General features: G+C 71.8%; 14 protein-coding genes. 7 read left to right on the forward strand and 7 right to left on the reverse strand.

Features of this window, described 5'->3' with window-relative positions; translation table 11 throughout:
- Positions 1-54 precede the first annotated feature (54 nt).
- The 5 genes from P0592_RS07630 (at position 55) to P0592_RS07650 (ending at position 2,981) form a co-directional block, all read left to right on the forward strand.
- Positions 55-999, forward strand: coding sequence for an ABC transporter permease (locus tag P0592_RS07630; protein WP_276273683.1), 945 nt, complete (start codon positions 55-57; stop codon positions 997-999).
- 128 nt (positions 1,000-1,127) lie between these two features.
- Positions 1,128-1,280, forward strand: coding sequence for a hypothetical protein (locus tag P0592_RS07635; RefSeq protein ID WP_276273684.1), 153 nt, complete (start codon positions 1,128-1,130; stop codon positions 1,278-1,280).
- 123 nt (positions 1,281-1,403) lie between these two features.
- A complete protein-coding gene (locus tag P0592_RS07640; protein WP_276273685.1) occupies positions 1,404-2,354 on the forward strand; it encodes an AEC family transporter in 951 nt (316 codons plus the stop codon).
- Between the two features lie 58 nt (positions 2,355-2,412).
- Positions 2,413-2,613, forward strand: a complete 201-nt coding sequence (locus tag P0592_RS07645; RefSeq protein ID WP_276273686.1) for a hypothetical protein — start codon at positions 2,413-2,415, stop codon at positions 2,611-2,613.
- Positions 2,614-2,690: 77 nt separating this feature from the next.
- A complete protein-coding gene (locus P0592_RS07650; RefSeq protein WP_276273687.1) occupies positions 2,691-2,981 on the forward strand; it encodes a hypothetical protein in 291 nt (96 codons plus the stop codon).
- A gap of 24 nt (positions 2,982-3,005) precedes the next feature.
- On the opposite strand, the gene P0592_RS07655 is transcribed toward P0592_RS07650, so the two are convergent.
- The 4 genes from P0592_RS07655 to lrp form a co-directional block, all read right to left on the reverse strand.
- Positions 3,006-4,430, reverse strand: a complete 1,425-nt coding sequence (locus P0592_RS07655; protein ID WP_276273688.1) for a protein kinase domain-containing protein — start codon at positions 4,428-4,430, stop codon at positions 3,006-3,008.
- Between the two features lie 99 nt (positions 4,431-4,529).
- Complete coding sequence (locus tag P0592_RS07660; protein ID WP_276273689.1) at positions 4,530-6,017, reverse strand: MATE family efflux transporter; 1,488 nt, start codon at positions 6,015-6,017, stop codon at positions 4,530-4,532.
- A complete protein-coding gene (locus tag P0592_RS07665; RefSeq protein WP_276273690.1) occupies positions 6,014-6,622 on the reverse strand; it encodes a TetR/AcrR family transcriptional regulator in 609 nt (202 codons plus the stop codon). The genes P0592_RS07660 and P0592_RS07665 overlap by 4 nt, the downstream gene beginning before the upstream one ends.
- A gap of 83 nt (positions 6,623-6,705) precedes the next feature.
- Positions 6,706-7,161 carry an HTH-type transcriptional regulator Lrp gene (gene lrp, locus P0592_RS07670; RefSeq protein WP_276273691.1) on the reverse strand — a complete coding sequence of 152 codons (456 nt, stop codon included), beginning with the start codon at positions 7,159-7,161 and terminating at the stop codon, positions 6,706-6,708.
- A gap of 126 nt (positions 7,162-7,287) precedes the next feature.
- On the opposite strand from lrp, the gene glnA reads away from it, so the two are divergent.
- Positions 7,288-8,649 carry a type I glutamate--ammonia ligase gene (gene glnA, locus P0592_RS07675; protein ID WP_276273692.1) on the forward strand — a complete coding sequence of 454 codons (1,362 nt, stop codon included), beginning with the start codon at positions 7,288-7,290 and terminating at the stop codon, positions 8,647-8,649.
- Between the two features lie 73 nt (positions 8,650-8,722).
- Here the strand turns inward: glnA and P0592_RS07680 are convergent, their stop codons facing one another.
- Both P0592_RS07680 and lpdA read right to left on the reverse strand, forming a co-directional pair.
- On the reverse strand, positions 8,723-9,955 hold the full coding sequence (locus tag P0592_RS07680; protein WP_276273693.1) for a YihY/virulence factor BrkB family protein: 1,233 nt from the start codon (positions 9,953-9,955) through the stop codon (positions 8,723-8,725).
- Positions 9,956-10,031: 76 nt separating this feature from the next.
- The gene (gene lpdA, locus P0592_RS07685; RefSeq protein WP_276273694.1) at positions 10,032-11,450 is read right to left on the reverse strand and encodes a dihydrolipoyl dehydrogenase; all 1,419 of its coding nucleotides are present in this window, start codon (positions 11,448-11,450) and stop codon (positions 10,032-10,034) included.
- Between the two features lie 107 nt (positions 11,451-11,557).
- Here lpdA and P0592_RS07690 point away from each other — a divergent pair, with 107 nt between their 5' ends.
- A complete protein-coding gene (locus P0592_RS07690) occupies positions 11,558-11,887 on the forward strand; it encodes a carboxymuconolactone decarboxylase family protein (protein ID WP_276273695.1) in 330 nt (109 codons plus the stop codon).
- Between the two features lie 12 nt (positions 11,888-11,899).
- Here P0592_RS07690 and P0592_RS07695 read toward each other — a convergent pair whose 3' ends face one another.
- On the reverse strand, positions 11,900-13,558 hold the full coding sequence (locus tag P0592_RS07695) for a 2-oxo acid dehydrogenase subunit E2 (protein ID WP_276273696.1): 1,659 nt from the start codon (positions 13,556-13,558) through the stop codon (positions 11,900-11,902).

Here is a 13,558-nt window from a genome sequence, read left to right on the forward strand (position 1 = left end):
CGAACCGCACAGCCGCCGCGACTCCCCGCCGTCGACTCGCTCGGCGTGGTCGCCGTGAACGTCGTCCGCGTCCTCCTCCGGCGGGCGGCACTTGGCGTGGTCGCCGCCTGGACGGTGCTGACGACGGTGTTCCTGCTGTTCACGGCCACGGACGACTGGGTACTGGCCCGCCGCGTCGGGATCCTCCGCTGGGGCGGTGCCGACGAGGGCACCGTCCAGCAGATGACCCAGGAGTACCTCGCCGGCCGCGGGTACGACCGCCCGCTGTGGGTCCAGTACGTCGACTGGCTGGAGAACATGGTCACGCTCCGGTGGGGCACGTCGTTCCGGCTCGGCGAGCCGGTGCTCCCGCTCCTGGTCGACGCCGTGGTCCGGACGGCCGCCTACGTCCTGCCCGCGCTCGTCCTCGCCGTCGCGCTGGGGGTCGGTCTGGGCCTGTACGTCGCCCGCAACCCCGAGAGCCGCGTCGCCGGCGCGAGCCTCGGGAGCGTCTACCTCGTCTTCGCCGTCCCGAACGTCTGGATCGGGGGGCTGCTCGTATCGCTGGCAAACGGGGGCGTCCTCCCCCACTCGACGCTGGTCTTCGGCTACGTCCTGCCGTGTCTCCTGGCCGCGACGACGCTGCTGGGCGGCGTGACCGCGTACGCGCGGGCCTACGCGGCGGAGTTGACCTCCGCGGAGTTCGTCCGGCTCGTGACCGCCACCGGCGCACCGCCCCGACGGGTCGCCGCCCACATCCTCCGGAACGCCGCCGTCCCCGTCCTCTCGACGGTGGTCGCCGAGGCACTGGCCCTGCTGGTGCTGGCGGTGTTCGTCATCGAGGTGTTGCTGGGGATCGACGGGTTCGGTCGCCTGCTGTACCGCTCGGTCGACGCCCGCGACCTGCCGGTGTTGCTGGGGGGAACGCTGATCGTCGTCACCGTCGGCGTCCTCGCGAACGTCGTCCAGGACCTCGCCTACGGCGTCCTCGACCCCCGTATCGACGCCGCCGATCGCTAGCGCCCGACGAACTGGCACGTACCTGACCCGGAGTCGTGAGGCGACCGCTGCCAAGCCCGTCACTACCGTTTTGGGTTCCCCGGCGGTCTCTCGGCCCGTCCGCACCTGGCGGCGGACGAAGGGGACGGATGTCAGTACGAGACCTACTCCAGCGACTGCTCCGCCGACCGAAGTCGTGTATCGTCTACGAGTGTCGCATCTGCGGGACCACGCTCGGGACCGCGAGCGAGGCCTGTGGCGTCTGCGGATCGTCCGAGATCGCACGCTACGACCTCTGTTGAGACGGGCTGTCGCCCCGTCCAGCGGTCACCGGCCCGGGTCGCCGGACCCGACGGCCGACAGTTCGCGTGCCACGGCCGTCGGAAGTCGAAACGGTTCTGTCCCTCGACGGGCGAGGGGGGGACGTGTCCCTTCTCGGTATCTTCGCAACCGCCATCCTGCCGGTGGTGGGCGTCGCGGCACTCGGCTACCTCCTCGGGCGGTACCGGGGCGTCGAGGCCGACGGTCTGACGACCGTCACGGTCTACGTCCTCGCGCCGGCGCTCGTGTTCCACAGCCTCGCCACCTCGTCGCTGGGCGGGGAGACGATCGCCGCGGTGGTCGCCGCCGTCGTCGGGTTCACCGCGGCGATGCTGGTCGTCGCGGAACTGGTCGGCCGGCTCTCGGGCCACTCCGAGCCGCTGCTGGGCGCGTTCGTCCTCGTCGCCGTCTTCCCGAACACCGGCAACTACGGCATCCCGCTGGCGGACTTCGCGTTCGGGGCGACGGGCCGGAGCGTGGCCGTCCTCGTCACCGCGCTCCAGGGGGTGTTGCTGTACACCGTCGGCATCTACATCGCGGCGCGCGGAACGGACAGCGACCCGCTGGCAGACGTGCGGGAGGTGTTCGGCGTGCCGCTGGTGTACGCCGTCGTCGTCGCGCTGGCGGCCCGCTGGCTCGGCGTCGTTCCGCCGGAGTCGACGACGGTGATGAGCACGCTGGAACTGCTCGGAAACGCCGGCATCCCGCTGATGCTGCTCATCCTCGGCATCCAGCTCTCGGACGTCGACGGCACCGACACGCTCCAGCCCGTCGGGGTCGCCAGCGGCCTGCGGCTGCTGCTGGCTCCCGTCGTCGCCACCGGCGTCGTCCTCCTCGTGGGCGTGGCCGACCCCACCGTCGCGCGCGTGGTCGTCCTCCTCCTGGCGACGCCCACCGGCGTCACGACCATCATCCTCGTGGGGGCGTTCAGCACCGCCGCCGACGGCGTCGCGCCGGGCGAGTTCACCAGCGCGACGGTGCTCGCGACGACGCTCGTCAGCGTCGTGACCGTCACCGGGCTCGTGGCGGCGTTGCAGGCCGGACTGGTCGTCTGAACGGCCGACGCGACGACCGACAGCTACAAGCGGCTCGCGTGACAGTCGCTCGCACGATATGCCGAGTCCGACCACCGCCCTCCGCGTCGTCGTGGGGAGCGCACTCGTCGCCGGCGGACTCCTCGGCACCGCCGGGGCGTTGCTCGGGTTCGAGACGATCTCGCCCGCGTACTTCGCCGCCGCGATCGCCGCCGGGGCCGGCGCTCTCGGGGGCGGCACGCCGGGGCTCTGTGCCGTCCGCCGTCGCCGCCCGGACTGAGCCGGCCGGTTCGTCCCCCGCTGACCGGGCCGCGTCCCGACGGTAGCGTTATGTCAACACGCACCAAACAAGTCGGTATGGAGCGTGGCACGGAGCGCGAACGGACCGCGGTCCGGGACCGCTGGGCGGCGATGGAGCGCCGCCGGGCGCGGACGACGGCGCTGCTCGGCGGGCTCTCGCTTGCCGGGGCGGGGACCGTCGTCCTGGCGCTCGTGGCCGCCGGGGGCGTCTGCGAGACGACGCTCAGGGGCCACGTCCTCGGCTGTTCGCCGCTGGCGGCCGAGCGCAGCGCCGTCCTGCTGGCGGTGCTCGGCGGGCTCTCGCTGGGGATCGGTCTCGCGCGCTGCTGGCGGGCCGTCCGTGCGTGACGCGAGCGGGTCGCCCCGGCGGCCTCACAGCGACTGGACGACCCGCCAGCAGTCCCGGCGGACGGCCGCGGCCGTCTCGTAGCGCCGGAGCTTCTCCTTGGCCGTGGCCTTGGCGACGATGTCGTCGACGGCGCTCGGGAGCTTCGGGTTCACCGTCGTCGGTCGCGGGGGGCGCTCCGAGAGGACGCCCCGCCGCACCTCCTCGTAGTCCCCCGTGAACGGCGGCCGGCCGGTCAGCAGTCGGTAACAGATCGTCCCCAGCGCGTAGACGTCCGTCGCGGCGTCGACGCTCCCGTACTCCCGGGAGAAGTACTCCGGGGCGGCGTAGCGGGGATCGAGGTACTCCGAGGGCGAGAAGTGGTCGCGCACCGGCTCCAGCAGGCCGACGTTGTCGAGCCTGGGGGCCGGGACGCCCGACAGCGACGAGGCCGGGTAGACGACCGTCGCGGGGTCCAGGCCGCCGTGGACGACCCCGTTGCCGTGACAGTTCGCGAGCGCGCCCGCGAGGTGGGTCACCTCGCGGAGGCCCCGCTCGACGCCCGGGCGACCCCGGTCGGCCAGCGACCCGTCGAGGTACGGCGTCGCGACCCACGGCCGGGGGTAGTCCCCCCAGTCGTACACCGCCGCCACGCCGTCGGCGTCGGCGACCCCGTCCCACCGCGCCAGCGCCTCGGCGACCTCGGCGGCGAACTCCCTGCGGGCGTCGGCCCCCTCTGGCAGGTCGAACAGGCGCAGGGCGACGCCGCGCTCCTCGCCGTCCAGGGTCGCCCGGGCCCGCAGGACCGACCCGTAGCGGACCGCCTGCTCCGGCTCGACGACGGCGAGGGACTCGAAGTCGCTCAGCAGGCTGATCGCCCGGAACGCCCGGGAGTCCTCCGCCCGTGCGAGCCGGGCGCGGCGGTCCGCGGCCGCCGGGTCCCCGCCCGCCCGCTCGGCGGCACGGTCCGCGGCGGCCGCCTCGTCCCGCCGGTCGTCGGCCGCGCCGTCGCTCGCCTCGGTGGTCGACTCCCGGTCCTCGACGGTCACTCGATCGCCCGCCGCCGGCGTCGGCGGGTCGTCGTCGGTCTCGACGACGCGCCGGACGGCTCCGGCGACGCTGCCGCCGTCGGCTCGCTCGGCGAACGCCCACGGCTCGCTGTCGGCGACGGCCGCTCGGACCCGCCGGCCGGCGTCGCGGTCGTCGAGGGCCGCTCGGACGGCCGGACGGTGTCTCTCGGCCAGCGTCGCCAGCGTCCGCAGGAGCGGCCGGCGGTCGTCGGCCTCGGGTACCCGGTCCAGCAGGCGGCCCGCGAGCGGCTCCGCGACGCCGTCCCCGGCGTCGGCCAGCAGACACAGCGCCCGGGCGGCCTCGCGCTCGCTCCCGCCGGTCAGCGCGTCCAGCAGGGGCCGCCCGAACACCGAGAGGAGCCGCTGGTCGTCGTCGCTCCCGCGCCGGAGCCCCGTGCTCATCACCCGTGGGTTGTGGCTCCCGAGCCATCAACGTACGTCAGACGGCCGTCACACGCCCGGGACGGGCGGTCGAGCGGACGACCGCCCGCCGCGCCGGTCTCAGTCGTCCGCGACGGCCGTCGCCGCGTCGTCGGTCGGGTCGGCACCGCGCCAGGTGCCACGGAGGAACCACGCGGCGGCGATGCCGGCCGCCAGCACGTTCGAGACGGCGAAGCCCAGCCAGATACCCTGTTCGGCGAGCGACTGCGCGAACAGGTCGACCAGCGTCGGCCCGAACCACGCCGGGACGTCGACGGGTCGGGAGGCCACCCACGCCACCGGCAGGCGGATGACCCCGAGCATCGTCACCGCCAGCGCCGCCGCGGTCATCGTCTTGCCGGACCCGCGGAAGCCCCCGGAGTACGACCGGACGATGCCGATGAACCCGAAGGTGGGCGCGACCCACTGGAGGAACTCCGCGCCCATCTCGACGACGGCGGGGTCGTCGCTGAACACGCTGACCACGCTGGGTGCGGCGAAGATGGTGATCGCGCCCAGGACCGTCAGGACGACGAAGGAGAACCGCGCCGCGAAGTGGTTGGCCGTCGCGGCCCGGTCGGGCCGGCCGGCTCCGAGGTTCTGCCCGGTCATCGTCTCGACGCCGCGGTCCATCGCGATCGCGGGCATGAAGACCAGCGAGAAGATGCGGATGCCGACGCCGAAGGCGGCGACGACGGTCACGGAGAAGCCCCCGACGATGAACAGCATCGCGTTGACCGACAGCGCCCGGCCGGTCCCCTCCAGCGAGGCCGGGACGCCCAGCCGGAGCAGTTTCCGGAAGTACGAGAGGTCGGGGACCATGTCGCGGGGGTTGACCTGGATGCCGCGGTCCCCGCGGAGCATGATGGCGACCCCGACGGCGAAGGCCAGCCCGCGGGAGAAGATGGTGGCGACCGCCGCCCCGACCACGCCCAGCTCCGGGAACGGACCCCAGCCGAAGATGAGGAACGGGTCGAGCAGGATGTTGACGACGACGGTGCCGAACATCACCAGCATCGGCGTGACGGTGTCGCCGGCCCCGCGCATCAGCGAGATGAACACGAAGAACCCGAACATCGTGGACAGGCCCAGCGACACCACCTGTAGGTAGCCCGTCGCGCCCGGCAGCACCTGCTGGGAGGCCCCGAGCAGGCGCAGGAACTCCTCGACGAAGAAGAAGCCGACCGCGCCCAGCACGAGGGAGGCCCCGACGGCGAAGGTCAGCGTCTGCGAGGCGGCGTACTCCGCCTTCTCCGGTTCCTCGGCACCGGTGTGTTGGGCGACCAGCACCGAGCCGGCCACCGACAGCCCCATCCCCAGCGAGATGAGCAGGAAGATCATCGGGAAGGCAAAGGAGATGGCCGCCAGCGCCGTCGTCGAGTACTGGCCCAGCCAGAACGTGTCCGCGAGGTTGTACGCCACCTGGAGGAGGTTCGTCACGACGATGGGAAAGGAGAGGTACAGCAGCGGCTTCGCGATGGGGCCGCTGGTCAGGTCCAGCTCCTCCTTGCTCTTGAACAGCGCACCGACCCGGTCGACGACCCGGTCGACGCCCTCCCGGACGGTCACGCCTCGACCTCCCGTTGTTCGGCGAGGATGTGGGTCCCGACGTACTCCCGGAGCATCCGTCGGGTACACTCGACCGGTCGCCCGGCGGTCACCCGCTCGGTGGCCGCGCCGGTCAGGACCGTGACGAGGAAGCGGGCGGTGTCCTCGGGATCCATCTCCGGATCGAAACTGCCGTCGTCGATCCCCGCCGCGAGGATGCTCTCGAACTCGCCGGCGAGGTACTCGTCGAACTGCGTCAGTCGGTCACGGAACCCGGGCTCGTAGGGAGCCTGGGCGCGGATCTCCAGCACCGCCGTCTCGAACCCCTCGCGCTCGCGGTCGCTCTCGTCGTCGGGCTTGTCCAGCACCGAGTCGACCAGGGCGAGCAGCCGCTCGGGCGGGTCGTCGCCGTCGACGTCCGAGGTCCGGTCGACGAACCGCTCGTAGAGGTAGTCCAGGAACGTACAGAGGAGGTCGTGCTTGCTGTCGTAGTGGTAGTGGAGGGCGGCCTTGCTCTTGTCCGTCTCGTCGGCGATGTCCTGCATCGTCAGATCGGCGTACCCGTGGGTACAGAGCGCGCGGTAGGTCGCTCGCATCGTGGGGTCGTCGGGGGGACCGTCGCTCATACGCGGAACTAACTGACTGGTCAGTCAAGAATCCGTCGGTTCCGCCGACTCGGCGGGACGGGCTGCCGGAGAACGACGGCGAGTCACTCGATGTCCAGGTCGAACTGCTGGTGTTCCGCGGCCGCGTTGAGCACGACCGAGGTGTTGGACTCCTTGATGTCGGGGTCGGTGAGCAGCTCCTTGATCTGGGCGTTCATCCCGTCGGTGTCCTCGAACTTCCCGACGGCGATGATGTCGTAGTCGCCGGTGACCTCGTAGACCGAGATCATCTGCTTGTGCTGTTTGAGCTCCTCTGTCACGTCCGGCAGCGACGACCCCTCGACCTTCAACTGGACGATGGCGGTCACGTCGTAGCCCAGCTTGTCGTAGTCGACCTTCGGCGTGTAGCCGTTGATGATCCCCTCCTCCTCGAGGTTCGAGAGGTGGTTCGAGACGGTCGTGACCGAGACGTCCAGGTCCTCGCCCAGGCTCCGGAGGCTCGCGCGGCCGTCGCCCAGTAGCGCATTCACCAACTTGCGGTCGAGATTTTCGTACGTCATTACATCCCCAAACGCACCCAGGGGTTTAGAATTTTACGAACGTCCAGCTGACTGCGGCGAGTGCAGAATCTTTGCGCAAAACAGTAGGGTTTTAGTGGTGGCAGCATACCTCTCCGGTGTCCAAAGATGACAAGCGAACTCTCAGACGAGGCACAGGCGGTCGTCGACGAGATCGAGGAGAACGACGTCGACTTCCTGCGCCTGCAGTTCACGGACATTCTGGGCACAGTCAAGAACGTCTCCGTCCCGGCCGATCAGGCCGAGAAGGCGTTCACCGAGGGCATCTACTTCGACGGCTCGTCGATCGACGGGTTCGTCCGCATCCAGGAGTCGGACATGCGCCTGGTCCCGGACCCGTCGACGTTCGCCATCCTGCCGTGGCGGAGCCGCGACGACATCGACGGCGGCAACAGCGCCCGCCTCATCTGTGACGTCCACGACACCTCGACCGACGAGCCGTTCGTCGGCGACCCGCGTGGCGTCCTCCAAGACGCGCTCGACCGCGCCGAGGAGATGGGCTACACGGTCAACGCCGCCCCCGAGCCGGAGTTCTTCCTGTTCGAGGAGGACGAGGACGGCCGCGCCACCACCGAGACCAACGACGCCGGCGGCTACTTCGACCTCGCGCCCAAGGACCTCGCGTCCGACGTGCGCCGTGACATCATCTACGGGCTGGAGGACATGGGCTTCGACATCGAGGCCTCCCACCACGAGGTCGCCCAGGGCCAACACGAGATCAACTTCGAGTACGACGACGCCCTCTCGACGGCCGACAACGTCGCCACCTTCCGGTCGGTCGTCCGCGCCATCGCGGCCGAACACGACCTGCACGCGACGTTCATGCCAAAGCCCATCCCGCGCATCAACGGCTCCGGGATGCACACCCACATCTCGCTGTTCACCGAGGGCGGCGAGAACGCCTTCCACGACGAGGACGACGAGTTCAACCTCTCGGAGACGGCCAAGCAGTTCACCGCCGGCATCCTCGAGCACGCCCCGGCGCTGGCCGCCGTCACGAACCCGACCGTGAACTCCTACAAGCGCCTCGTCCCCGGCTACGAGGCACCCGTCTACGTCGCCTGGTCCGACCGGAACCGCTCGGCGCTCATCCGCAAGCCCGCCGCGCGCGTCCCGGCCGCCAGCCGCATCGAGGCTCGCTTCCCCGACCCCTCGTGTAACCCCTACCTCGCCTTCGCGGCGCTCATCCACGCCGGCCTCGACGGCGTCGAGAACGACCTCGACTGCCCGGACCCGGTCCGCGAGAACATCTACGAGTTCGACGAGCAGAAGCGCGAGGAGTACGGCATCGACACCCTGCCGACGAACCTCGGCGAGGCCATCGACGAGCTCGAGGACGACGAGGTCGTGCTCGACGCGCTCGGCCCCCACATCTCCGAGAAGTTCGTCGAGGCCAAGACCGAGGAGTTCCGGGACTACCTCGTCGACGTCTCCCAGTGGGAACTGGACCGCTACCTCGAGAAGTTCTGAGCGACGACCCGCGCCCTTTCTTTCGCGACGCGCCCGCCGGAGAGCGACGGCGATACCCGCGCCGCCGCCTCGATCAGTCCCGCAGGTTCCGTAGCTTCTCGACTGCGCGGCCGGGCAGACCGGTGACCCGGAAGGTGACCCCGACCAGCAGCATCAGGACGTACAGGCCCAGCGTCGACAGCCAGACGACCAGCATCGCCAGCACCGCCCACGGCCCGCGTAGGTAGTAGAACGCACCCAGCGTCATCACCGTCCCGTACAGCAGGACGACGTACGGCCCCCAGCCGCGGGCGTGGCCGCGCCGCATCCGACGGCGGACGTACTCCCGCAGGTCGGTCTCGACGTCGTCCCGGTGGAGGGTCCGGTCCTCGACGTCGTCGCGGAACGACTCGAACTCCGCGCGCAGCTCGGCGACCTCCTCGTCGGTCGGGGCGTCGGCCGGCCCGCTCTCGCCCGGCGACGGCGTCTCACCGCCTCGGTCGGCGTCCTCGCTCATCGCTTGTGACGGTCGTAGCGGCTCCTGTTGTAGTTGCCGGTCCGGGACGCCAAGCAGGACGGCGTTCAGCGCCGCGCCGACCAGCAGTATCTGTCCGGCGAAGTAGAACCACGTGAGGACGAGCAGGACCCCGCCGACGACGCCGTAGAGCTGGAACGTGCCCGCCGTGGCCGCGTACAGGGAGAACCCCGTCGCCAGCACCGTCCAGCCGACGGCCGCGAGCACCGCCCCCGGTGCTGCGCCCCTGACCGAGATCGGCCGGTCGGGAAAGAGGTAGTACAGCGGGAGGAACGCGACGACGAGCAGCGGCACCAGCGCCAGCCCGCTCAGCACGATCCGGACGCCGAACAGCGCCCCCAGCGAGCCGACGACGGCGAACCCGACGAGGGCGATCCCGATACCGGCCAGCGCCGCGGCGGCGTCGCCCACCTGCGCGAGGAAGCCGCTCTCGCCGGTCGTCCCGTAGATGTTCGAGAACGCCACGTCGATGCCGCGGAACACCTTCAGCGAACTCCAGACCATCACGACCAGCCCAAGCACCGTCGCCCCGCCCCGACCCGCGGCGCTGGTCAGCGCGTCCTCCAGCAACACCGCCGCCTGCGGGGACAGCGCCCCGCCGACCGCGCCGACGACGGCGGCGGCGAACGCCTCCCCGCCGACCAGCGACCCGACGACCAGCGCCAGCAACAGCAGCGGCAGCAGGGAGACGAACATGTAGTAGGCGATGCTGGCAGCGAGGAAGGAGACCTGCTGGGCTCGCACGACACCGACCAGGTCGCGACCGACGGCGACGACTCGAGTACGGTCCACGGCGCACACCTCGCACGGGTCGCTTAAATGTCCTCACCCGGCGCGGGGGCGTCGGTGGACCCGGCTCGCCCCGCCGCTACCGCGTGTGGATCGCCTCGTCACGGGCGTCGAGGACGGCCTCGTGGACCGCCTCCGACAGCGTCGGGTGGGTGTGGACGGTCCCGGCGACATCCTCGAGCCGCGCCCCCATCTCGATGGCCAGGCCGACCTCGGCGATCAGCTCGGAGGCCTCGGGGCCGACGATCTGTGCGCCCAGCAGGAACTCGTCGTCGGCGTCGGCGACGACGCGGACGAACCCCTCGCGCTCGTTCACGGTCAGCGCCCGGCCGTTGGCCCGCAGGGGCATCTGCCCGACGACGGTGTCGTAGCCGGCCGACTCGGCCTCGGCCTCGGTCAGCCCGACGGTCCCGATCTCGGGATCGGTGAAGACGGCGGCCGGGATCGCCTGCTGGTCGAGGGCGGCGGGTTCGCCGGCCGCCACCTCGGCGGCCACCTCGCCCTCGGCCATCGCCTTGTGGGCCAGCATCGGCTCGCCGGCCACGTCGCCGACGGCGAAGACGTGATCGAGGTCCGTCCGGGCGCGGTCGTCGGTCGCGAGGAACCCGTCATCGTCGGGGGCGAGGTCGATCGTCTCCAGGCCGAGCGTGTCCGTCACCGGCTCGCGGCCGACCGCCACGAGGCACTTCTCGGTGCGGTACTCCGTCACCTCGTCGTCCTCGTCGGTCGTCCGGACGATGAGGCCGTCCTCGTCGGCCTCCCAGTCGCGGGCGGCCTCGCCGAAGGCGAACTCGATGCCCAGGTCCGCGGCCCGCTCCCGGACCACCGCGGCCACGTCGTCCTCGTAGGTCGGCAGCGCGTCGTCCAGCATCTCGACGACGGTGACGTCCGCCCCGAGCTTGGCGAACACCGTCGACAGCTCCATCCCGATGTAGCCCGCGCCGACCACGAGCAGGTCGTCGGGGACCGACGCCAGTCCGAGGGCGTCCCGCGAGGAGAGGATGTGCTCGCTGTCGAACTCGAACCCGGGGACCTCGACGGGCCGACTCCCAGTCGCCAGGACGGCGTGCTCGAAGGCGATCGACTCCGAACCCTGGCCCTCGCCGCCGTGGGCGACCCGGACGGTCTCCTCGTCGACGAACTGGGCCGTCCCCTCGACCAGTTCGACGCCGGCGTGCTCACACAGCGACTCGACGCCGCGGGTCAGCCGGGTGACGACGCCGTCCTTCCACTCGCTCATCGCCGCCATGTCGACGGCGGGGTCGGCGTAGACGCCCATCTCCTCCGCCCCGCCGGCGTCGTGGGCCACGTCCGTCGCCGAGATGAACGCCTTCGAGGGGATACACCCGTGGTTGAGGCAGGTGCCGCCGTAGGCCTCCCGTTCGACGAGGGTCGTGTCCAGTCCCAGCTGTGCGCCCCGGATGGCGGCCACGTAGCCGCCCGGGCCGCCGCCGACGACGAGCAGGTCCGTCCCGGTCGTGACGTCTCCGACTACCATAGCGGCGTCTCGGCCGGGCGGGTGAAAACCCCACCGCACGCGGCCGGGGGCGACCGGCCGGAGGGCTTCGGGGCAAGCTATGTTACGGTGTCACACGAAGCGCCGGTATGGCGGACGAGACAGCCAGCGACGACCTGCCACCGACCGCGAACCGCTTCGCCGAGGACAACCCCGCGGTGTGGGACGCCTACACCGACCTCGGCCGAGCCTGCTCGGAGGCCGGGCCGCTCGACGACGAGACGAAGCGGCTCGTGAAGCTCGCGCTCGCGGTCGGCTCCCAGTCCGAGGGCGCGGTCCACTCACACGTCCGGCGCGGCCTCGACGAGGGGCTGAGTGCCGAGGAACTCCAGCACGTCGCGACGCTGGCGATCCCGACGGTCGGCTTCCCGAAGGCGATGGCGGCCAGGAGCTGGGTGTCGGACCTGACCGACGAGTAGCGGCCGGCGGCGCTACTCGAGCAGCAGGCGCGTCGGGTCCGCGAGGTACTCCTTCAGGGTGTTGACGAAGCGAGCGGCGTCGGCCCCGTCGACGACCCGGTGGTCGATGGCCAGCGAGAGCGTCAGCGTCGGCTCCGCGACCACCTCGCCGTCCTCGGCTACCGGCCGCTCCTTCAGCGCGCCGACGCCCAGGATCGCCGTCTCGGGGACGTTGATGACGGGGTCGGCGTACTCGCCGCCGATGGCACCGAAGTTGGTGACGGTGAAGACGCCGCCCTGCATCTCCTCGCGGGCGATGTCCCGCGAGCGGGCCCGCTCGACGAGGTCGTTGAGGTCCGTCGCCAGCTCCAGGAGGCCCTTCCCGTCGACGCCCTCGACGACCGGCACGACCAGACCGTGGTCGGTCGCGGTCGCGACGCCCAGATCGCGGTGGTCCTTGTAGACGATCTCCTCGGCCTCCTCGTCGAGTTCGGTCGCCAGCACCGGGTGGTCGTCGAGCGCGGCGGCGACGCACTTCAGCAGGAACGGGGTGTAGGTCAGGTGGACGCCCCGCTCCTCGGCCAGCGGTTCGAGGCGCTCGCGGGCCTCGACGAGGCCCGGGACGGCGACCTTGTCGTGGTGGGTCGCGTGGGGCACCTCCCGCCGGGAGCGGGCCATCTGCTCGCCGATGGAGCGGCGGACCCCGCGGTAGGGCTCGCGGCGCTCGCCGGCGTCGGCCGGGGTCGCCGCCTCGGCACCGGACTCGCGGGCCGCCGCCTCGTCGGCGATCTCGTGCATCTCCGAGACGACCGTCTCCGCGACCTCGCGGACGTCCTCGTCGCTGACCGCGGCGTCGCGCTCGGCGAACGCCCGGACCGCCGCCTCGTCGACGAACGGTTCGCCGTTGCGGGTCTCGTCGGTCGGTACGGCGTCGATGTCGACGTCCAGCTCGCGGGCCAGCCGGCGGGTCGCGGGCGTCGCCAGCGTCCGGTCGCGGCGCTCGCCCCCGCCGGCCTTCCGGACGGCGGACTTGACGGCCGGTTCGTCGGCCGCGGCCCCGTCGTCGTCGTCCACCTTCGAGACCACCGAGGTCGGCCCGTCGTCGCCGTCGTCCTCGCTCACCTTCGAGACGACGGACGTGGGACCGCCGTCGCCCTCGTCGGCTCCCTCCCGTGTCGCCCCCTCGGCGGCGGCCGCCACGTCGGCCTCCGTGACGCGGCCGCCGGGGCCGGACCCCTCGACGGCAGTGACGTCGACGCCCGCCTCGCGGGCCTTCCGGCGGACGCTGGGCGCGGCGAACACGCGGCCGTCGCCGGTCGCGACCTCGGTCGCGTCGTCGCCCGCGTCGCCGTCGGTAGTCCCGGCCGACGCCGCGCCCGCCTCGGCCGCGTCGCCGGCCGCCTCGGCTTCGGTGTCGGCGGCCGCTTCGTCGACACCGGCCTCGCCGGCGGCGTCGGCGTCCTCTTCGATGGAGACCAGCACCTCGCCGGTCGCCACGACGTCGCCGACCTCGGCGTGGAGCTCGCGGACGACGCCGTCGACGGGGGAGGGGACGTCGACGGCGGCCTTGTCCGTCTCGACCTCGGCGAGCACCTGGTCCTCCTCGACGGCGTCGCCGACGGCGACGTGCCACTCGATGACCTCGCCCTCGGCGACCCCCTCGCCGAGGTCCGGCAGTTCGAACTCGAACAT

It is taken from the genome of Haloarcula litorea (genome assembly GCF_029338195.1).
GTDB classification, from domain to species: domain Archaea; phylum Halobacteriota; class Halobacteria; order Halobacteriales; family Haloarculaceae; genus Haloarcula; species Haloarcula litorea.